General features: G+C 71.2%; 18 protein-coding genes and 4 tRNA genes. 19 read left to right on the top strand and 3 right to left on the bottom strand.

Features of this window, described 5'->3' with window-relative positions; all coding sequences use genetic code 11:
* The first annotated feature begins 50 nt into the window (after positions 1 to 50).
* From ACIBBA_RS01235 to ACIBBA_RS01220, 4 genes are all read left to right on the top strand, one after another.
* A complete protein-coding gene (locus ACIBBA_RS01235) occupies positions 51 to 1,559 on the top strand; it encodes a NuoM family protein (RefSeq protein ID WP_396692617.1) in 1,509 nt (502 codons plus the stop codon).
* Entirely contained in the window at positions 1,556 to 3,040 is a 1,485-nt protein-coding gene (locus tag ACIBBA_RS01230; protein ID WP_396692615.1) for an NADH-quinone oxidoreductase subunit N, read from the top strand. Before ACIBBA_RS01235 ends, ACIBBA_RS01230 begins: the two co-directional genes overlap by 4 nt.
* 116 nt (positions 3,041 to 3,156) lie before the next feature.
* Positions 3,157 to 4,032, top strand: a complete 876-nt coding sequence (gene htpX / locus ACIBBA_RS01225) for a zinc metalloprotease HtpX (RefSeq protein WP_396692613.1) — start codon at positions 3,157 to 3,159, stop codon at positions 4,030 to 4,032.
* A 144-nt stretch (positions 4,033 to 4,176) separates the two neighbouring features.
* On the top strand, positions 4,177 to 5,436 hold the full coding sequence (locus tag ACIBBA_RS01220) for an MFS transporter (protein WP_396692611.1): 1,260 nt from the start codon (positions 4,177 to 4,179) through the stop codon (positions 5,434 to 5,436).
* A 48-nt stretch (positions 5,437 to 5,484) separates the two neighbouring features.
* Here the strand turns inward: ACIBBA_RS01220 and ACIBBA_RS01215 are convergent, their stop codons facing one another.
* Positions 5,485 to 6,093, bottom strand: a complete 609-nt coding sequence (locus ACIBBA_RS01215; RefSeq protein ID WP_396692609.1) for a class I SAM-dependent methyltransferase — start codon at positions 6,091 to 6,093, stop codon at positions 5,485 to 5,487.
* 131 nt (positions 6,094 to 6,224) lie between these two features.
* On the opposite strand from ACIBBA_RS01215, the gene ACIBBA_RS01210 reads away from it, so the two are divergent.
* Positions 6,225 to 6,446 carry a hypothetical protein gene (locus ACIBBA_RS01210; RefSeq protein WP_396692607.1) on the top strand — a complete coding sequence of 74 codons (222 nt, stop codon included), beginning with the start codon at positions 6,225 to 6,227 and terminating at the stop codon, positions 6,444 to 6,446.
* A gap of 200 nt (positions 6,447 to 6,646) precedes the next feature.
* Here the strand turns inward: ACIBBA_RS01210 and ACIBBA_RS01205 are convergent, their stop codons facing one another.
* Entirely contained in the window at positions 6,647 to 7,141 is a 495-nt protein-coding gene (locus ACIBBA_RS01205; RefSeq protein ID WP_396692605.1) for a YajQ family cyclic di-GMP-binding protein, read from the bottom strand.
* A gap of 149 nt (positions 7,142 to 7,290) precedes the next feature.
* Here ACIBBA_RS01205 and ACIBBA_RS01200 point away from each other — a divergent pair.
* Positions 7,291 to 7,374: transfer RNA gene (locus ACIBBA_RS01200), tRNA-Tyr, on the top strand.
* 172 nt (positions 7,375 to 7,546) lie between these two features.
* Here ACIBBA_RS01200 and ACIBBA_RS01195 read toward each other — a convergent pair.
* Positions 7,547 to 8,473, bottom strand: coding sequence for a hypothetical protein (locus tag ACIBBA_RS01195; protein ID WP_396692603.1), 927 nt, complete (start codon positions 8,471 to 8,473; stop codon positions 7,547 to 7,549).
* Between the two features lie 444 nt (positions 8,474 to 8,917).
* Between ACIBBA_RS01195 and ACIBBA_RS01190 the strand changes: the two genes are divergently transcribed.
* The 13 genes from ACIBBA_RS01190 (at position 8,918) to rplA (ending at position 17,446) form a co-directional block, all read left to right on the top strand.
* Positions 8,918 to 9,352 carry a hypothetical protein gene (locus ACIBBA_RS01190; protein WP_396692601.1) on the top strand — a complete coding sequence of 145 codons (435 nt, stop codon included), beginning with the start codon at positions 8,918 to 8,920 and terminating at the stop codon, positions 9,350 to 9,352.
* Positions 9,353 to 10,111: 759 nt separating this feature from the next.
* Entirely contained in the window at positions 10,112 to 10,258 is a 147-nt protein-coding gene (locus ACIBBA_RS01185) for a hypothetical protein (RefSeq protein ID WP_396692599.1), read from the top strand.
* A gap of 57 nt (positions 10,259 to 10,315) precedes the next feature.
* A complete protein-coding gene (locus tag ACIBBA_RS01180; protein ID WP_396692597.1) occupies positions 10,316 to 12,841 on the top strand; it encodes a putative bifunctional diguanylate cyclase/phosphodiesterase in 2,526 nt (841 codons plus the stop codon).
* A 93-nt stretch (positions 12,842 to 12,934) separates the two neighbouring features.
* A tRNA-Thr gene (locus ACIBBA_RS01175) sits at positions 12,935 to 13,007 on the top strand.
* A gap of 24 nt (positions 13,008 to 13,031) precedes the next feature.
* A tRNA-Met gene (locus ACIBBA_RS01170) sits at positions 13,032 to 13,104 on the top strand.
* A 132-nt stretch (positions 13,105 to 13,236) separates the two neighbouring features.
* Complete coding sequence (gene rpmG, locus ACIBBA_RS01165; protein WP_007073056.1) at positions 13,237 to 13,404, top strand: 50S ribosomal protein L33; 168 nt, start codon at positions 13,237 to 13,239, stop codon at positions 13,402 to 13,404.
* Between the two features lie 123 nt (positions 13,405 to 13,527).
* Complete coding sequence (locus tag ACIBBA_RS01160; RefSeq protein WP_396692595.1) at positions 13,528 to 13,974, top strand: MaoC family dehydratase N-terminal domain-containing protein; 447 nt, start codon at positions 13,528 to 13,530, stop codon at positions 13,972 to 13,974.
* A gap of 1 nt (position 13,975) precedes the next feature.
* Positions 13,976 to 14,368: a MaoC family dehydratase gene (locus tag ACIBBA_RS01155; protein ID WP_396692593.1), complete on the top strand. Its 393-nt coding sequence runs from the start codon at positions 13,976 to 13,978 to the stop codon at positions 14,366 to 14,368.
* A gap of 217 nt (positions 14,369 to 14,585) precedes the next feature.
* Positions 14,586 to 14,658: transfer RNA gene (locus ACIBBA_RS01150), tRNA-Trp, on the top strand.
* A 213-nt stretch (positions 14,659 to 14,871) separates the two neighbouring features.
* Positions 14,872 to 15,264 (top strand): preprotein translocase subunit SecE, encoded by a 393-nt coding sequence (secE, locus tag ACIBBA_RS01145; RefSeq protein ID WP_350875478.1) that lies wholly within the window; start codon positions 14,872 to 14,874, stop codon positions 15,262 to 15,264.
* A 39-nt stretch (positions 15,265 to 15,303) separates the two neighbouring features.
* Positions 15,304 to 16,026 (top strand): transcription termination/antitermination protein NusG, encoded by a 723-nt coding sequence (gene nusG / locus ACIBBA_RS01140; protein WP_350875476.1) that lies wholly within the window; start codon positions 15,304 to 15,306, stop codon positions 16,024 to 16,026.
* 188 nt (positions 16,027 to 16,214) lie between these two features.
* Positions 16,215 to 16,646 (top strand): 50S ribosomal protein L11, encoded by a 432-nt coding sequence (gene rplK / locus ACIBBA_RS01135; protein WP_350875474.1) that lies wholly within the window; start codon positions 16,215 to 16,217, stop codon positions 16,644 to 16,646.
* Between the two features lie 83 nt (positions 16,647 to 16,729).
* The gene (rplA, locus tag ACIBBA_RS01130) at positions 16,730 to 17,446 is read left to right on the top strand and encodes a 50S ribosomal protein L1 (protein ID WP_350875472.1); all 717 of its coding nucleotides are present in this window, start codon (positions 16,730 to 16,732) and stop codon (positions 17,444 to 17,446) included.
* Positions 17,447 to 17,563: the final 117 nt, after the last annotated feature.

Raw genomic sequence — 17,563 nt, 5'->3', positions numbered from 1 at the left:
AGGAGTGAGCCGGGTTTGCGAGCCCCGCAGTCGCGAACTGAGGTAGCGCCGTGAGCTTCGGAGAGTTCCTGCTGGTCGCGGTCCTGGCGGTGCCGGCGCTCGGCGCGGTCGCGGTGGCCGCGACGCCCGGCGACCGGGCCGCCCGGCTGGTCGGCACGGTGGCCGCCGGCCTCACCCTGCTCGCGGCCGCCCCGCTGGCCGCCGGCGACCGGGGCTGGTTCGCCTGGTCCGCGACCGCCCCGGCCGTGCGCCCGTGGCACCAGTTGGACCTCCCCTGGGTGCCCGGCCTCGACCTGCGCTTCCACCTCGGGGTGGACGGCATCTCCTATCCGCTGGTGGTTCTGACCGCCCTGCTCACCCTGCTCTGCTGCGGCTACAGCCTCTGGCGGGTGCCGGCCGGCGGCAGCGGCCGGGCGCTGGTGGCGCTGCTGCTGGTGGTCGAGGTCGGCATCCTGGGCACCTTCCTCGCCCTCGATCTGGTGCTCTTCTTCCTTTTCTTCGAGGTCGTCCTGCTGCCGATGTACGCGGTGATCGCCGGTTGGGGCGGCGAGGACCGGCGGCGGGCCGCCCGCAAGTTCGCGCTCTACACCCTCTTCGGCTCGGTGCTGCTGCTGGTCGGCGTCTACGTGGTGGTCGCCGCCGCCGGCACCGCCGACATCGTGGCGCTGACCGGGGGCACCGGGCTGTCCCGGGGCACCCAGCTCGCCGCGTTCACCCTCTTCGCGTTGGCCTTCGCGGTGAAGAGTCCGCTCTGGCCGCTGCACTCGTGGCTGCCGGACGCGCACACCCAGGCGCCCACGGTGGGCAGCGTGGTGCTCGCCGGGGTACTGCTCAAGATGGGCACGTACGGGCTGATCCGGGTGGCGGTCGGGGTGGCCCCGGAGGGCGCCCGCTGGGCCGCGCCGGTGCTCGGTGTGCTCGCCGTGGCGGCGATCCTGGTCGGTTCGCTGGTCTGTCTCGCCCAGGACGAGCTGAAGCGGCTGATCGCGTACTCCAGCGTGGGGCACATGGGCTTCGTGCTGCTCGGCGTCGCCACCCTCACCACCACCGGCATCCAGGCGGCGCTGATCGGCAACGTGGCGCACGGGGTGATCACCGGTCTGCTCTTCTTCCTGGCCGGCGCGGTGAAGGACCGCACCCATTCGGGGGCGCTCGCCGACCTCTCCGGGCTGCGGGAGACCGCCCCCCGGCTCGCCGGGCTGCTCGGGTTCGCCGCGATCGCCTCGCTGGGCCTGCCCGGCCTGGCCGGTTTCTGGGGTGAGGCGTTCGCGGTGATCGCCGCGGTCGAGGTGGGCGGCGGGCTCTGGACCACCCTCGCCGTACTGGCCGCGGTGGGTGGGGCGCTCACCGCCGCGTACTTCCTGCGCCTGCTGCGCCAGGTCACCCACGGCCGGCCGAGCCCGGCGGTCGGCCGGCTGACCCCCGGCCTGGCCGGGGCGGAGCTGACCGCCTGGGTGCCGCTGGTGCTGCTCGCGCTGGCCATCGGGCTGGCCCCGGCTCTGGTGCTCGGGGTCGCCGAGGCCCCGGTCGACGCCCTGGTGAAGGTGGTGCTTCCGTGAGCCAGAGCGTGGTGCAGAGCGTGGACAACGTGGCGCTGCTGCCGGCCTACCTGGCTGCCGGCACCGCCGTGCTGGTGCTCGTCACCGACCTCATGCTGGCCCGGCCGCGGGCCACGCTGGCGGTGGCCGCGGCGGGCGCGCTCGCCACCGCGTTCGGCGCGGCGCTGGTCGGCGCCGGCGGGGAGCGGCGGACGTTCTGCGTCGGCGGTGACTGCTCCTTCGTCTTCGGTGGCCGCGCGGCCCTGGTCGGCGCGGTGTTCGCACTGCTCACCCTGGGGGTGCTCGGGCTCTCCGGCGGGCACCTGCGGGCCGGCCGGGCGCCGGTGGGGGAGTACGCCTTCCTGCTCGCCTGCTCGATGACCGGCGGCGTGGTGCTCGGCGCGGCCGGTGACCTGATCACCCTGATCGTGGCGTTGGAGACGTTGACCCTGCCGCTCTACGTGCTCGTCGGGCTGCGCCGGGGCAGCGTGGCCAGCGCTGAGGCGGCGGTCACCTTCTTCGTGGTCAGCGTGGTGGCCACCGCGCTGAGTCTGCTCGGCGCGGCGCTGCTCTACGCGGTCACCGGCGGGCTGCACCTGGGCCGGCTCGGCGCGGCGCTGGACGAGCGGCCGGAACTGCTCGACCTGCCGCTGACCACGGCAGCGGTGGCGTTGCTGGTGCTGGGGCTGGCGTTCAAGGTCGCCGCCGTGCCGTTCCACGCCTGGGCGCCGGCCACCTACGACGGCGCGCCGCTGCCGGTGGCCGCGTACCTGTCGACGGCGTCGAAGCTGGGCGGCGTGGTGGCGCTGCTCGCGGTGGTCGGGACGGCGCTGCCGGCCGACCGGACCGGCCCGGTGCTCGCCCTGCTCGCGGTGCTCACGATGACGGTCGGCAACCTGGTGGCGCTGCGCCAGCGGCGCACGGTCCGGCTGCTCGCCTGGTCCTCGGTGGCCCAGGCCGGCTACATCCTGGCCCCGCTGGGCGCGCTGGCGCTGGCCGCGGGTCGCACCGACGAGGCGCGGGCCGGCGCGTACGCGGCCGCGGTCGCGTACGCCGTCTTCTTCGTCTTGCTGGAGCTCGCCGCGTTCGCCGGGGTGACCGCCCTGCGCCCGGCGGACGCCGACGGCGGCACCCTCGACGACCTGCGTGGCGCGGCCCGCCGCCACCCGTGGCTCGGCGCCGGCCTGGCGCTGGCGCTGATCGGGCTGGCCGGGTTGCCGCCCGGCCTGGCCGGCCTCTTCGCCAAGGTGACGGTGGTGCGCTCGCTGCTGGACGGCGGGGCCGGCTGGCTCGCGCTGGTGGTGGCGGTGAACGCGGTCGTCGGCCTCGCCTACTACCTGCGGCTGGCCGCCCGCCTCTACGCGCCCCCGGCGTCGGCGGGTGTGACCTCCGTCGCGGCGTCGCCCGCCCGGGTGGTGGCCGCCGTGCTGGCTGTGGCGACTGTGGCCGCAGTGGTGGTCGGGTTCGCTCCGCAGCTGGTACTGGACCTCGCCGCCCGCTGAGCGGCCAATCGGGCACGCTCCCAGCGATCTCTCAGTCATACGACGGATGGTTGGCGGGTACCGGTGTGTTGTACCGGTCGACGGATCCCGGCGATCCGTGCACCGAAGGAGTGATCGTGCACCACAACCGTCTCAAGACCACCGCGCTGCTCGGCCTGCTCACCGCGCTGATCCTGGCGGTGGGCTACTGGTTCGGCGGCAGTGGCGGACTGGTCATCGCAGTTGTCATCTCCCTGCTGATGAACGGGTTCAGCTACTTCTTCTCCGACAAGCTCGCCCTGCGGTCGATGCGGGCGCAACCGGTCACCGAGGCGCAATTCCCCGAGCTGTACCGGATGGTGCGTGAGCTGGCGACGGAGGCCCGGCAGCCGATGCCGCGGCTCTACGTCAGCCCCACCGCGCAGCCCAACGCGTTCGCCACGGGCCGCAACCCGCAGCACGCCGCGGTCTGCGTCACCCAGGGCATCACCGAGGTTCTCGACTACCGCGAGCTGCGCGGGGTGATCGGGCACGAGCTGTCCCACGTCTACAACCGGGACATCCTCATCTCCAGCGTGGCGGCCGGCCTGGCCGGCATCATCACCGCGTTGGCCAACCTCGCCTTCTTCATTCCGCTGGGCGGCGGGGACGACGAGGACGCGCCGAACCCGGCCGTGCTGCTGCTGACCATCATCCTGGGCCCGATCGCGGCCACGGTGATCCAGCTGGCGATCAGCCGGAGCCGCGAGTTCCAGGCGGACGCCTCGGGCGCCGCGCTGACCCGCGACCCGCTCGCCCTGGCCAGCGCGCTGCGCAAGATCGACGCGGTGGCCCGCCGCCGGCCCCTGCCGGCCCAGGGCCAGCTCACCAGCACCGCGCACCTGATGATCGCCAACCCGTTCCGGGGTGGCGGCGTGGCGGCGCTCTTCTCCACCCACCCGCGGATGGAGGACCGGGTCGCCCGGCTGGAGCAGATGGCCGGCTCCGTCAGCCCGGTGCAGTACCAGCGCTGACCCCGTATAACCCACCCACTCCGCCCGCACCCGGTCCGCCGGGTGCGGGCGGAGCACTGTGTCGGGGCCGATAACCGCTTCATCCGTACGACCCGCGGCGTTAGGGTCGAAACGTCTTACGCTCATTACAGCCGGGAGGTTCGGGTGGCCGCGCTGCGCCAATATCTGGGTGTCTGGCGAATTCCGGGCGCGCCGATGCTGCTGATCACCGGCATCATCGGGCGGCTCGGGATCGGTATGACCCCACTGGCGCTGCTGCTGGTGGTCGAGCAGGTGACCGGGCGATACTCGCTGGCCGCCGTGGCCGGCGGGATCTACGCCATCGCCGGCGCGGCCCTGAGTCCGGTCGCCGGCCGGATCGCCGACCGGGTCGGCCCCAGCCCGGTGCTGCTCGCCACCGCCGTCGCACACCCGTTGGCTCTGATCGGGCTCCTGGTGGCGAGCCGCGCCGGCGCCGACGGACTGGCCGGGATCTACCTCGCCGCCGGCGTCGCCGGTGCGACGTACCCGCCGCTGACCGCCGCGATCCGCGGCGCCTGGAACGAGCTGACGGCCCCCACCTCCGGCCGGTACCACCTGCGCAACACCGCCCTGGCGGCGGAGACCTCGCTCTTCGAGCTCGTCTTCGTGCTCGGCCCGCTCCTGGTGGCCGGCTTCGTGCTGGTCGCCGACGCCGCCGCCGCGCTGGTGGGCGCGGCCGTGTTCACCCTCGTCGGCACCATCGCGGTGGCGCTCGGCCGGGTGATGCGGGGGTGGCAGCCGCACGCCCGGGAGCACCATGCCCGGGGGCTCGGTCCGCTGCGGGTCGCCGGCTTCCCGGCTCTGCTGGTCTGCGTCGCCAGCCTCGGCATCGCGTTCGGTGCGGCCGGGGTGATAGTGCCGGCCTTCGCCGGCAACTACGCCGCCGACGACCCGGAGAGCCTCGCCGGTCTGTTGCTGGCCGTCTGGGGTATCGGCAGCGCGGCCGGCGGCTTCTGGTTCGGGGTACGCAAGCCGGCGGCGCGGATGACCCGGCAGTTCGCCTGGCTGCTCGCCGCGTTGTCCGGCAGCTTCGCCGTCTTCGCATTGATGCCCACCCCGCTGGCCCTGGGCATCGCGCTGGTCGTCGGCGGTGCCACCATCGCTCCCGCGCTGACCCTGGAGAACACGCTGGTCGGCCGGATCGCTCCCGCCGGCATGCTGAACGAGGCGTACACCTGGGTGGTCACCATGTCGGTGGCGGCGAGCGCGGCCGGCGGCGCGGTGGCCGGGCTCATCGTCGACCACTCCGGCGGAGTGCCCTGGGCGTTCCTCTTCGCCGGGGCGGCGGTCGCCGTCGGGGCCGCGGTCGCCGCGCTGCCCGCAGGGCCGATCGCCCGGGCGGAGGCGACAGCGGTACGCCTGGAGGAGCCCGTTCCCGCCTGACCGCTCGCGCTGCCCGAACGCCACGGCGGGACGGCGAGCCGACTCAGCTCACCCTTCGGTGGCGACTGCCGCGATGGCGGCGTGCGGTCGATGAGCGCCCTCGCTGGGCCGCTGCAGGCGCTCGACTTCCGCGAAGCCAGCTCGCGCCAGTCGCTCCGAAAACTCGTCGACGGGCCAGCGATAGGCGGTCACGACCTTGTGGTCGAAGGCCGCCACCTCGTCACCGACGAAGATGGCAACCACCAACCTCCCGGCCGGGGCCATCACCCGCCGGAGCTCGGCGAGCACGCCGTCGAGATCCTGCGGCGGTAGATGAATCAACGAGCCCCAGGCCAGGATGCCGGCGACGGAGTGGTCGGCAACGGCGAGCTCTTCGAACGACCCGAGTTGGTAGCTACCGTCCGGGTGGGCTGCCCGTGCGTGGGCGATGAACTCGGGGACCATGTCGATACCCGTCGCGTCGGTGCCCAGCGATCGAAGGTGATCGGTGAGGTGGCCAGGCCCGCAGCCCAGATCGAGCACCGTGCCAGGTCGGCCCGCCAGATGTCGCCCGATGAAGGCGAGGTCGTCGGCGTGTACCTGTTGGCTCGTGCCGAACAACCCGATGTAGAGCTCTGCGACGGACGCGTAGGCCTGCCGGACCTGTTCCATGGTCACTGCCCGACTATATGAGCTCTCGGGTGGGGCAGAGCAGGCCCGGCACCAGCGCGGGAAGTACGTCGTTCCTGCGGGTGCCCGCATCCGGCCGTGCGTTGACGCAGCGCGGAGCCCACCACGAGGATCAACTCATGACCTTCGACGGCCCGAACTCGGCCAGCGGGGCCGAGCCCCGATCGCACCCGGCGGTCCCACTTCGCAAGATGTGGATCTTTGCCGCACTTGGCGCGGTTGCCGCTGTGGTCGCGTTGTTGATCGCCCCGACGAACCCCGCGGGCTGGATCTTGCTCGCCTCGCTCGGTGGGCTTGCCTGGTTCACGCGTGCAGAACTGCGACGGCGGAGAACGGTTTAGGAGCCGGACTGAGGTGCGGGGCACCAGCTCCGCGTGGCCGAGTGGGTGACCGCCGGCGCGATCAAGGCTGGACGTCCCTGGCCAGGCCGTCACCGGGGCCGTCGGCGGCCGATCGGGGCGACCAACGACGACCACTGGTGACGGCGTCTACCAGTCAACAAGGCGTGGCCGGCCCGATGACCAGGCCAGCCGGGCCCTCGTTACCGGTAGTTGGTGAACTGGAGGGCCACGCCGAAGTCCTCGCCCTTGAGCAGCGCGATCACGGCCTGGAGGTCGTCCCGCTTCTTGCCGGTGACCCGCAGCTGGTCGCCCTGGATCTGCGCCTGGACGCCCTTCGGGCCCTCGTCGCGGATCTTCTTGCCGATCGCCTTGGCCTTGTCGGAGTCGATGCCCTGGATCACCTTGCAGTCGATCTTGAAGGTCTTGCCGGACGACCGCGGGTCGCCCGCGTCGAGCGACTTCAGCGAGATGTTCCGCTTGACCAACTTTTCCTTGAAGACGTCCAGCGCGGCCCGCACCCGCTCCTCAGTCTCGGCCTGGAGGCTGATCGCCTCATCGCCCGACCAGGAGATCTCGGCGCCGGTGCCCCGGAAGTCGAACCGCGTCGCGAGCTCCTTCTCAGCCTGGCGGAGGGCGTTGTCGACCTCCTGGTGCTCGACCTTGCTGACGATGTCGAACGACGGGTTAGCTGCCATGCTCATGCTCCTGCTGTCCGGTCGGTCTCTGGGCTGCCGTCGCCCGCTGACCAGCGGCACGACCCTCTGACGGTACCCGGTTGCGCCATCGCCGGGTGGAGCCGCTATCCTTGCTTCCGCCGCCGCGTTCCGACGCGGTGGGGTGCCCTGGCGGGTTGCCCGAGCGGCCAATGGGAGCGGACTGTAAATCCGTCGCGAAAGCTACAGAGGTTCGAATCCTCTACCCGCCACCAGGTGCGAAAAGAGGCCCCTGACCAGCGCGAACGCCGGTCAGGGGCCCTTTTATAAATCTCGCTCACCGCTCTGGCCCGCTCGATCTCGCTAGCTGTACACAAACGTGTCACCGAGATCAACTCGATTGGGCCTCGTCGGCGCTGAGTGTCCGCCGCAGCGGAGGCCGCCCCGTCAGCGCGGGTGGTAGACGACCGCGCGGCTGACACCCGAGACCGGGCGGATCGACGCGGCGATGCGGCCGCGGTCATCGAGGTCTACGACCTCGCCGTCCGTGCTGACCCCGGCGAGGCTGAGGTCGTGCAGGACGCCGCGCCGCCACAGCGCTGGGCGGGCCCTTCCGTCGGCGGCCTGGGAGCTGGCCAGGATCTCGCCACGGTTGTTGATCGCCCGCAGCTGGGTGAAGCTGCCGCCGAGGGTACCGACGTCCAAGGCGCGGCCGTGCCGCCAGAGGATGCCGCGCTCGAACTGGTCGGCCGAGAACTGCCAGCCGATCACCCAGCCGCGGTCGTTGAGGGCGTACGTGTTGCTGCGATTGAAGGGGCCGGCGCCGAGGTCGGTGACCCGGCCACTGTGCCACAGGGCGGCGTGGAAGCCGCCCGGCACGTGCACCCCGCCGGAGACCTGGCCGCGCTCGTTGACGTCGGACACCTCGCCGAGGGGCAAGGGCCGGGCGCGGCCGTTCGTCCACAGGACGGGGCCTGCGTCGGTGCGGGCGACGACCTGGCCGCGGTCGTTGATCGCCACGGGCAGGGCGGACGGATCGCCCAGCGACCGCAGGACGCCGCGGTGCCAGACGTACCCGCCGGAGCTGGCGTCGTGGATGCCGACAACCTGGCCGCGGTCGTTGACGTCGATCGGGTTGAAGGCGCCGAGATCGATCATCCGGCCGTGGCGCCAAAGGAACCCGCGGTAGGTGCCGTCGGCGGCCTGGGCGCGGCCGACCACGTCGCCGCGGTCGTTCATGGCGCTGGCGTAGCTGCTGTCGCCGCCGAGGGTGCCGAGGTCCACCATGCGATAGCTGGGCGCGGCGGACGCGGCGGCGGTGGGTGCGGCCGTCAAGGCGGCCGCGAGGAGAGCGGTGGCGAGGATGGATGGCATGGGGCGGCTCCCTCCGGAGCGTCGCCGGGCGAAACGTGCGCTCAGCGTAGGCGCGTCCCGCCGCTCCGCCAGGGCGCCGTCACATGGCCGACAGCCTCGCCGTTCGCTACGCGTCACTGGCAGGGGGTGATCGTGGGCGTGGCGCCCGGCGACGACACGGTGCCGCTGCACCTCGTCCAGGACACCCAACTGCGTCTGCAGGCAGCGCCAGCTACTGGAAGCTCGCCTGGGCGCGGGCGCTCACCGAAGCCCACGACGGGGAAGATGACACCGTGAATGACAAGATCGGCGACGGGCTCGGATGAGCACCTGGAATTAGTGGAGATCGAAGAGGTGGCTATGCCGGCTGGTGCTCAGGGGTCGGCGTCGATCGTCCGGGTAGGAATCGTCCTGGGGTCTGTCGTTGCGCTGGCGGCGTGTGGAGCCGAGGGCGACGCTGCCGCCGTGAAGCAGCCCGGTCCGCCCACCTGTCCTGCCACGTTCGTCAAGCAGACGCCCATCAAGGCCAGCCGCGACGGTGATCTCGTGCCCGGGGGTGGCTCGACGGCGCTGCTGTGCGTGTACGTGTTTCCGCGTACCGGGCCGGAGTATCCGCTGCGTCAAACGATCCCGTTGGCTGCTGACAAGGTTGACGGGCTGGTCGACTACCTGAACACGCTTGACTCGACCGACCTTGAAAACAGCGCCTGTACGTTCATCGGGCATGACCAGTATCAGGTCATCCTTGGCTACGCGGACGAGACCAACGTGACTGTGCGGGTCGACTACAACTGCGGGACCGTGTCCGCCGCCGGTGCCGTCCGGCGGCTGGGCGGCGCGAAGAAACTGCTGGGCTTCTGGCCCGGGGAAGCCGCCACGGTGCCTGCGACAACCCGCTGACCCACCTTGCGCACCCAAGCAACGGGAGACGGCGACTGGCGTCGTGTTCAACGGGAGCGTTGTGGCGTGGGCAGATTGTGGGATCTGACCTGTCGGTGCCGGCTCGTCGGAGAGCAACAGCAGTTCAGCCGAGCTGACGGAGGCAAGATCGCGGACGCCCTGCAAATTCGGCGCGAAACCTACAGAGGTTCGAATCCTCTACCCGCCGCCAGGTGCAGAGATGGCCCCGTGAGCTGCGGAAACGCACTCCCGGGCCGTTGTCGTTCCGCCCAGCGGAGCCGTTCGGCAACTCCGTGGCTCGCCGACTGGCCATCGGGTCGCCCCGCCGGCTCCTGCGCCTCTCGACCGGCGCGCTCTGGGGGGCTCGTCGCTCGGGTGTCCGTAACGGCCCCGTGTTCCCGTTATAGCCCTCTGGCGTTGTTGCCTGGACCGAGTATGGTGGTCGATGTTCGGGTTCCGGGGTAATCGACGGGGATTGGCAGTGCTCGTGACAGAGGGTGACCGGGCCGGGCGCGTTTGGGGACCGCCCGAGTCGCCGAGGCGATATGTGCTGAAGGTCGTAACAGGCGCTGGATGACGCACTCCGCCGCGCCGTCAGGCCCGTGATCTGGCCCGGCGCGGCAACGCTCGCGGTCCGAATGGTGCGACGATGTCGACGCCTGGGCGAGCCGTGTCCGCGCCGCTTTTCAGCACACGCTCCGTATGGCACGATCGTGGAACCTCCACCATCCCCGTGACACTTCTCTGACAGGAGCAAACATGTCTGGTCGAAAGCTGGGCCGACTGCTTGGCTCGCTCCTCGTGCTTGCCGCCGTCCTCGGTGGACTGTTCGGTGCCGACTTCGCCGCCGGTGCCGAGAACGTTCAGCTGACCGACGTCGTGTGGGGCGCGGGGACCCTCCGCTAATGCGCGCCGTCGCCCGCGACGGCATCGCGGGTGACGGCGTCTCTCAGGGGGAGTGGTATGTCGAGGCGTGACCAACGACGGAAGTCCACGGACCACGCCTGGCTGATCACTGGTCCGCTTGCGTTGATTGCGGTCGTTTGTTCCACCGCGATCAGCGTTCTCTCCGACCAGCCCTTCGGCGAGTGGGGGCTGGCGTTCCTGATCTTCCTGGCGATGGCGGGCATCAGCATCCCGGTGCTGAACTTCGTCGTCCGGCGCCAGTCCGTCGGTGTGACGCTCACCGAGATCCCGCTGGTGGTGGCCCTCTTCTTTCTGCCGCCACTCACGGTGGTCCTGATCTACACGCTCGCCTCGTTGATCTGGAGTGCCTCGCAGCGGTTCGCGCCCGCCAAGTTCTGGTTCAACGTCGCTCGGGCTGCCGCGGCGACGTCGCTGGCCAGCCTGCTGCTCCAGGGTCTGCCGCCGCTGAAGGGGGTCGGTCCCGGCACGTGGGGAAGCCTGTTCCTCGCGGTCAACATGATCACCCTGGTCAGTCTGGTCTCGGTGGTCGGCGTACACGTACTCCTGCAGGGCTGGCAGGCGGGCCGGGAAGCCCTTCGCACGACCCCGTCGGTCTTCCTGACCACGTCGATCAACGCCTCGGTCGGTCTGCTCGTGCTGATCGCACTGAAGACCACCTGGTGGTCGGCCCTGCTGCTGGGCGCCCTCTTCGCCGCCCTCGCGCTGGTCTACCGGTCCTACGCCCAGTTCTTCCGCCAGCACCGCACGCTGACCGGCATGTACGAGCTCTCCCGGGTCATCACGACCAGCGGTGCGGAGGGCTCGCTCGCCGACGTCCTCCTCGACCGGGTCCGTGCCCTCATGCAGGCCGAGTCCGCGACGCTCTGGCTCCCCGCGCAGGGGCGGCATCCCGAGGTGCTGTTGACCGCCCGCGTCGATGCCCCCGGGCTGCTCGACGTCGCGCCGACCCCGGCGATCGTCCGCCAGCAGGCACGCGACCTGGCGAAGACCGTCTCCATGGGGCGGCTGCTGGGAGATGAGACGGCTCTGCGTGGCGAGATCAGTGCCCGCCAGATCAAGGACGTCATCGTCGTGCCGCTCCGGTCCGGGCAGGCGGTGATCGGCACGCTCGAAGTGGCCAACCGCCTGAGCGACATCGGGCACTTCGCCCCCGGTGACATTCCGATCTTCGAAACGGTGGCCGCGCACGCCGCGGTCGCCCTGGAGAACTCCCGGCTGGTCGACCGGCTGCGGCACGACGCCTACCACGACGGCCTCACCAAGCTGCCCAACCGGCGGCGGATCACCGGCGCGCTCGACGAGTCGGTCAAGATCCGGGCGCCCGGCGAGGTGGTGGCGCTGCTCCTCTTCGACGTCGACGGGCTGCGCCAGGTCAACGAGTCACTCGGCCACGCCGCCGGCGACAAGGTCCTGGCCGAGGTGGCCAACCGGCTCCGCGCCTCGGCGCCGTCGTCGGCCCTGGTCGGCCGGGCCGGAGGCGACGAGTTCCTGGTGACCATGCGGCTGGAGAGCGCCGAGGCGGCGCTGGAGCTGGCCGCCCAGCTGCGCGAGCAGATCCGCGACGAGATGGTCTTCGACGCGCTCACCCTGGACGTGGACACCGCGGTCGGGGTCGCCGTACACCCGGATCACGGCAGCGACGCGGCGACCCTGCTGCAACGGGTCGACCTGGCCGCGACCGCGGCGAAGTCGGTGCCGGGCAGCGTGCAGCTGTTCAACCCGGCCCTGGAGTCCCGGTCCCTGCGGCGCCTCGGCCTCGCCGGCGACCTGCGCCGGGCGCTGGACGACGGCGAGCTGGAGGTCTACTTCCAGCCCAAGGTCACCCTGCGGGACCGCCGGCTGGTCGGGGTGGAGTGCCTGGCCCGGTGGGAGCACCCGACCCACGGGACGGTGGCACCGGAGGACTTCGTTGCGGTGGCCGAGCACACCGGGCAGCTCGACCGGCTCACCGAGGTGGTGCTCCGGGAGGGGCTGCGGCGCAGCCGGGACTGGGCCCAGGCCGATCAGCCGCTCTCGGTCGCGGTGAACCTCTCGCCACGGACGCTCACCGACCAGCACTTCCCGGACCGGGTCCAGGAGCTGCTCACCGAGTACGGGGTGCCCCCGCAGCGGCTCACCCTGGAGATCACCGAGGCCGGCGTGCTCGACGGCACGGACCGTCCGATCCCCACCCTGCGCCGGCTGCGCGACCTGGGCGTACGCCTCTCGGTGGACGACTTCGGCACCGGCGACTCGTCCCTGGCCCACCTGCGGCGGCTGCCGGTGCACGAGGTGAAGGTCGACCGCTCCTTCGTCGAGGGCATGGCGACCGACCCGGGCGATCTGGCGATCGTCAACGCGGTGGTCACCCTCTCCCAGCAGTTCGGGTTGGCCGTGGTCGCCGAGGGCGTGGAGAGCGAGCTGACCCTGGAGTTGCTCCAGGACATCGGGTGCGAGATCGGGCAGGGCTTCCTGTTCAGCCGGCCGCTGCCGTACGAGCGCCTGGAGGCGTGGTTCGGCGCCCAGATCGACCCGGAAACGATCTCCGGCGCGGAGCTGCCGCGCCTGCGTGTCGTGCCCTGACCTGCGCATATTCCCCGGTGGGGGATCCGATTTCACCTGTCGGCCCGGGCCGTGTAGTCTTACCTCTGCGCGCCCCACGGGGAGATCGCGCAGGCCCCCTTAGCTCAGTCGGCAGAGCGTCTCCATGGTAAGGAGAAGGTCTACGGTTCGATTCCGTAAGGGGGCTCGAGGGTCAGCTTGGACCCACCGCGGCGGTGTAGCTCAGATGGCAGAGCAAGCGGCTCATAATCGCTGTGTCGCCGGTTCAAGTCCGGCCACCGCTACTCTCGTCCTCCGGGCGTTTCCGGTTGGTCGGTGGGAATGGGCGCCGTAGGCGCCCACTTTGCATGTCCGCGTCATCCGCGCGTAGGCTGATGCGCCGTAGTTGTAACCCGTAGCGAGGAAGGCACTCCGCCGTGGCGAAGGCGACCGATGTCCGGCCGAAGATCACTTTGGCGTGTGTGGAGTGCAAGGAGCGCAACTACATCACGCGCAAGAACCGTCGTAACGACCCGGACCGCATCGAGCTGAAGAAGTTCTGCCCCCGGGACGGTCGGCACACGGTCCACCGCGAGACCCGCTGACCTGCGGCCGGCACCGCCGGCCACCCCTGAAGCTCCTCCGATCGCCGATCTGATCGACCGGTGCGGCACCAGCCGCCACCGGGCGCGCAGATCGGCGATCGTGTTTCCGTGTAGGTTCGCGGCATGTCCCTGGACCCGTCCTACGTCGGCCGGAGCTATCCGCCGACCGCCCCCTACCTGGTGGGCCGAGAGAAGATCCGCGAGTTCGCGACCGCCATCGGCGCCACGGACCCGGCCCACCACGATCCGGAAGCCGCCCGCGCGCTCGGGCACCCCGACGTGGTGGCCCCGCCGACCTTCCCCTTCGTGATCACCATGGCCGCCAATCGGCAGATCATCGAGGATCCGGCGCTCGGCGTCGACTACAGCCGGGTGGTGCACGGCGACCAGCGGTTCGCGTACACCCGGCCGGTGGTCGCCGGCGACGAGCTGGTCTGCGTCAACACCATCGAGGACATCACCACGCGGGGTGGGCACGGCTTCCTGACCACCCGCACCGACGTCACCACCGCCGCCGGCGAGCCGGTGGTCGCCGTCTGGTCCAAGCTCGTCGTACGCGGGGAGGCCTGAGATGGAGCTGGCACCCAGGACGTTCCGGGTGACCCGCGCGGACCTGGTCCGCTACGCGGGCGCGTCCGGCGACTTCAACCCGATCCACTGGAGCGACCGGTTCGCCACCAAGGTGGGGCTGCCCGGGGTGATCGCCCACGGCATGTTCACCATGGCCCTGGTCGGCCGCGCGGTGACGGAGTGGGCCGGCGCCCCGGACGCGGTGGTCGAGTACGGCGTCCGGTTCACCCGCCCGGTGGTGGTGCCCGACGACGACCACGGCACCGAGATCGAGGTGACCGCGGTCGTGCGCGAGGTGACCGAGGACGGCCTCACCCGGCTCGACGTGACCGTCACCTGCCTGGGGGAGAAGGTGCTCTCGCAGGCTCGGGCGACCATCCGGACGGCTCGCTGAGCGACCGGTCGGCCCGGGCGGGCGCCGCCCGGCCGGCCGGCCGAATGGCCGTCGGGCGACGTCGGGACGACCCCGGCGGGCGACGGCCGGCCGGCTCGCCGACGCGCGAGGGGTGGACCGGTTGGGAAAGTCGAGCGCCTACCCGTACACTGGTCCGCCGTGGGGCAAGTGACCCCTGCTCGGCCGTCTGTGTCGGGTGGGGCGAGCGTTGCCGCACAGGGGTGTAGCTCAATTGGCAGAGCAGCGGTCTCCAAAACCGCAGGCTGCAGGTTCAAGTCCTGTCACCCCTGCGCCTCAGGCCTGACCGTTCCCGTGGGTCGCGCCGCCGAGACGGCGGCGTCCGGCCCGTGGTGGTGGCATCGACGGGGTGGTTCCGAGGCATCGGGCCCACCGGTCGATCCGCCGGCCGCGGCCCGTCGCGGGACGGTTTGGTCCGGCTGGCGTGACCAGCGCCGCGCACGCCACCCGGCGTGCGGAACCAAGACCCCGCGACGGAGGGCGAAGTGGCCGAGAACAAGCGGCGCGGCGAGGACGCCGGCGACGACCGCCTGAACGACGATGTCGTCGACGACGTGGCCGACGACGACGCCACCGACGGGGACGAGCCGGTTTCCCGGGGTGGCACCGCGACCCGGTCGCGCGCCCGGGCCGAGTCCGCCGACAGCCGGCCGAAGACCCGGGCGGAGACCGACCGGGTGGGCCTGTTCGGCCGCATCGCCCGGTTCTTCCGCGAGGTCGTGGCCGAACTGCGTAAGGTCATCTGGCCGACCCGCAAGGAGTTGCTGACCTACACGGCGGTGGTGGTCGTCTTCGTCGCGGTGATGCTGACGATCGTGGGTGTCCTGGACTTCGGCTTCGCCAAGGGCGTGCTGTGGGTCTTCGGCAACCCCAGCTGACCGGCTGCCGCAAGCCGATAGTGACGGAAGTGAGCGAGCGTGCCTGAGTACGACGAGACCGCCGGACCCGCGGACGAGCAGTCCACGGTGGCGACGGCGGCGAACGACGAGTCGGTCGAGGCCGCCAGCGAGCCGGAATTCCCGACCACCGAGCCCGCGCCGGACGAGGACTACGACCCGGTCGCCGAGCTGCGCCAGAAGCTGCGCTACGCGCCGGGCGACTGGTACGTGGTGCACTCCTACGCCGGCTACGAGAACAAGGTCAAGACCAACCTCGAGACCCGGATCACCAGCCTCGACATGGAGGACTACATCTACCAGGTCGAGGTGCCGACCCGGGAAGAAGTCGAGGTCAAGAACGGCAAGCGGTCGCAGGTCCAGGCGAAGGTCTTCCCGGGCTACATCCTGGTCCGGATGGAGCTGACCGCCGAGTCCTACTCCTGCGTGCGCAACACGCCGGGGGTCACCGGCTTCGTCGGCGCGACCGACCGGGCCGACCGGCCGGCGCCGCTTTCGCTGGACGAGGTCCTCAAGTGGCTGGCCCCGGCGGTGGAGACCGAGCAGAAGAAGGCGAAGCCCGAGATCAAGGTCCTCGACTTCGAGGTCGGCGACTCGGTCACCGTCACCGACGGCGCCTTCGCGTCGCTGCCGGCGACGATCAGCGAGATCAACGCCGACCAGCAGAAGCTCAAGGTGCTGGTGTCGATCTTCGGCCGCGAGACGCCGGTCGAGCTGAACTTCAACCAGGTCGCCAAGATCTGACCGGCCGCCGGCGGTGGGCTCAGCCCGCCGCCGGCGTCGCCGTACGTCCGCCCGCCGCACCTCGGCGAACGAGCGGGTTCCGGCCTGCGCTACTCTTGAACGTCGCCGCTGTCGCACCGCGCTGACCGTGCGCGCCCCGAGAGCGGTGTCAGCCGCATTTTCCCAAGCTCCAAGCCCCAGGAAGAGACATGCCTCCGAAGAAGAAGCTCGTCAAGACGTTCACGCTTCAGCTGCCGGCGGGCCAGGCCACGCCGGCGCCGCCGGTCGGCCCCGCGCTCGGCCAGCACGGCGTGAACATCATGGAGTTCTGCAAGTCCTACAACGCGCAGACCGAGTCCCAGCGGGGCGACATCGTCCCCGCCGAGATCAGCGTCTACGAGGACCGGACCTTCACCTTCGTCCTGAAGACCCCGCCCGCCGCCCGGCTGCTGATCAAGGCCGCCGGTGTGCAGAAGGGTTCGGGCGTCCCGCAGGCCGAGAAGGTCGGCTCGGTCAGCCGGGCCCAGCTGCGTGAGATCGCCGAGAAGAAGATGGCCGACCTCAACGCCAACGACCTCGACCAGGCCGAGAAGATCATCGCCGGCACCGCCCGCTCGATGGGCATCACCGTCAGCGACTGACCTCGCCTCAGCACCGACCCGTACGGATCGTGGGAGGGCGCGCGGACGCCGCGGCCCGCCAGAGACCACAGGAGTAACCAGACATGCAGCGCAGCAAGAGCTACCGCAAGGCCGCCGACGTCATCGACCGGTCGAAGCTCTACACCCCCGCCGAGGCCGTGAAGCTGGCCAAGGAGACCACCAACGTCAAGTTCGACGCCACGGTCGAGGTCGCCATGCGCCTCGGCGTCGACCCCCGCAAGGCGGACCAGATGGTCCGCGGCGTGGTCAACCTGCCGCACGGCACCGGTAAGACCGCCCGCGTGATCGTCTTCGCCGCCGGCGCGAAGGCCGAAGAGGCCGCCGCGGCGGGTGCGGACGAGGTGGGCACCGACGAGCTGGTCGCCCGCATCCAGGGTGGTTGGCTCGACTTCGACGCGGCGATCGCCACGCCGGACCAGATGGCCAAGATCGGCCGGATCGCGCGGATCCTGGGCCCGCGCGGTCTCATGCCGAACCCGAAGACCGGCACGGTGACCATGGACGTCACCAAGGCGGTGCAGGACATCAAGGGCGGCAAGATCACCTTCCGGGTGGACAAGCACTCCAACCTGCACCTGATCATCGGCAAGGCCTCCTTCTCGGAGAGCCAGCTGGTGGACAACTACGCCGCGGTGCTCGACGAGGTGCTGCGGGCCAAGCCGTCCGCGGCGAAGGGCAAGTACCTCAAGAAGGTCGTCCTCACCACCACCATGGGCCCGGGCGTCCCGGTCGACCCGAACGTGGTTAAGAACCTGCAGGAGGGCTCGGCCGAGGCCTGAGCCGACACTCCGCTCCACCGGGGCGGGGGGCCGGCGCCGGGGGGGGCCCCCCCGGGGGGGGGGGGGGGGGGGGGGGGCCCCCCCCCGCGGGGGGGGGGCGGTGGGTGGGGCCGCCCC

Source organism: Micromonospora sp. NPDC051006 (genome assembly GCF_044456245.1).
In the GTDB taxonomy this organism is placed as follows: Bacteria; Actinomycetota; Actinomycetes; order Mycobacteriales; family Micromonosporaceae; genus Micromonospora.
The sequence above is the reverse complement of the archived record's forward strand: the minus strand, read 5'-3'. Positions and strand labels throughout refer to the sequence as shown.

What these genes read in the sequence shown, in the direction of transcription:
- ACIBBA_RS01210 (WP_396692607.1), top strand. Translation starts at nt 6,225, where the DNA reads ATGACCTTCGACGGCCCGAACTCGGCCAGCGGGGCCGAGCCCCGATCG.
- rplA (WP_350875472.1), top strand. Translation starts at nt 16,730, where the DNA reads ATGCAGCGCAGCAAGAGCTACCGCAAGGCCGCCGACGTCATCGACCGG.
- ACIBBA_RS01160 (WP_396692595.1), top strand. Translation starts at nt 13,528, where the DNA reads ATGTCCCTGGACCCGTCCTACGTCGGCCGGAGCTATCCGCCGACCGCC.
- ACIBBA_RS01180 (WP_396692597.1), top strand. Translation starts at nt 10,316, where the DNA reads ATGTCGAGGCGTGACCAACGACGGAAGTCCACGGACCACGCCTGGCTG.
- ACIBBA_RS01185 (WP_396692599.1), top strand. Translation starts at nt 10,112, where the DNA reads ATGTCTGGTCGAAAGCTGGGCCGACTGCTTGGCTCGCTCCTCGTGCTT.
- rplK (WP_350875474.1), top strand. Translation starts at nt 16,215, where the DNA reads ATGCCTCCGAAGAAGAAGCTCGTCAAGACGTTCACGCTTCAGCTGCCG.
- ACIBBA_RS01205 (WP_396692605.1), bottom strand. Translation starts at nt 7,141, where the DNA reads ATGGCAGCTAACCCGTCGTTCGACATCGTCAGCAAGGTCGAGCACCAG.
- ACIBBA_RS01195 (WP_396692603.1), bottom strand. Translation starts at nt 8,473, where the DNA reads ATGCCATCCATCCTCGCCACCGCTCTCCTCGCGGCCGCCTTGACGGCC.
- ACIBBA_RS01155 (WP_396692593.1), top strand. Translation starts at nt 13,976, where the DNA reads ATGGAGCTGGCACCCAGGACGTTCCGGGTGACCCGCGCGGACCTGGTC.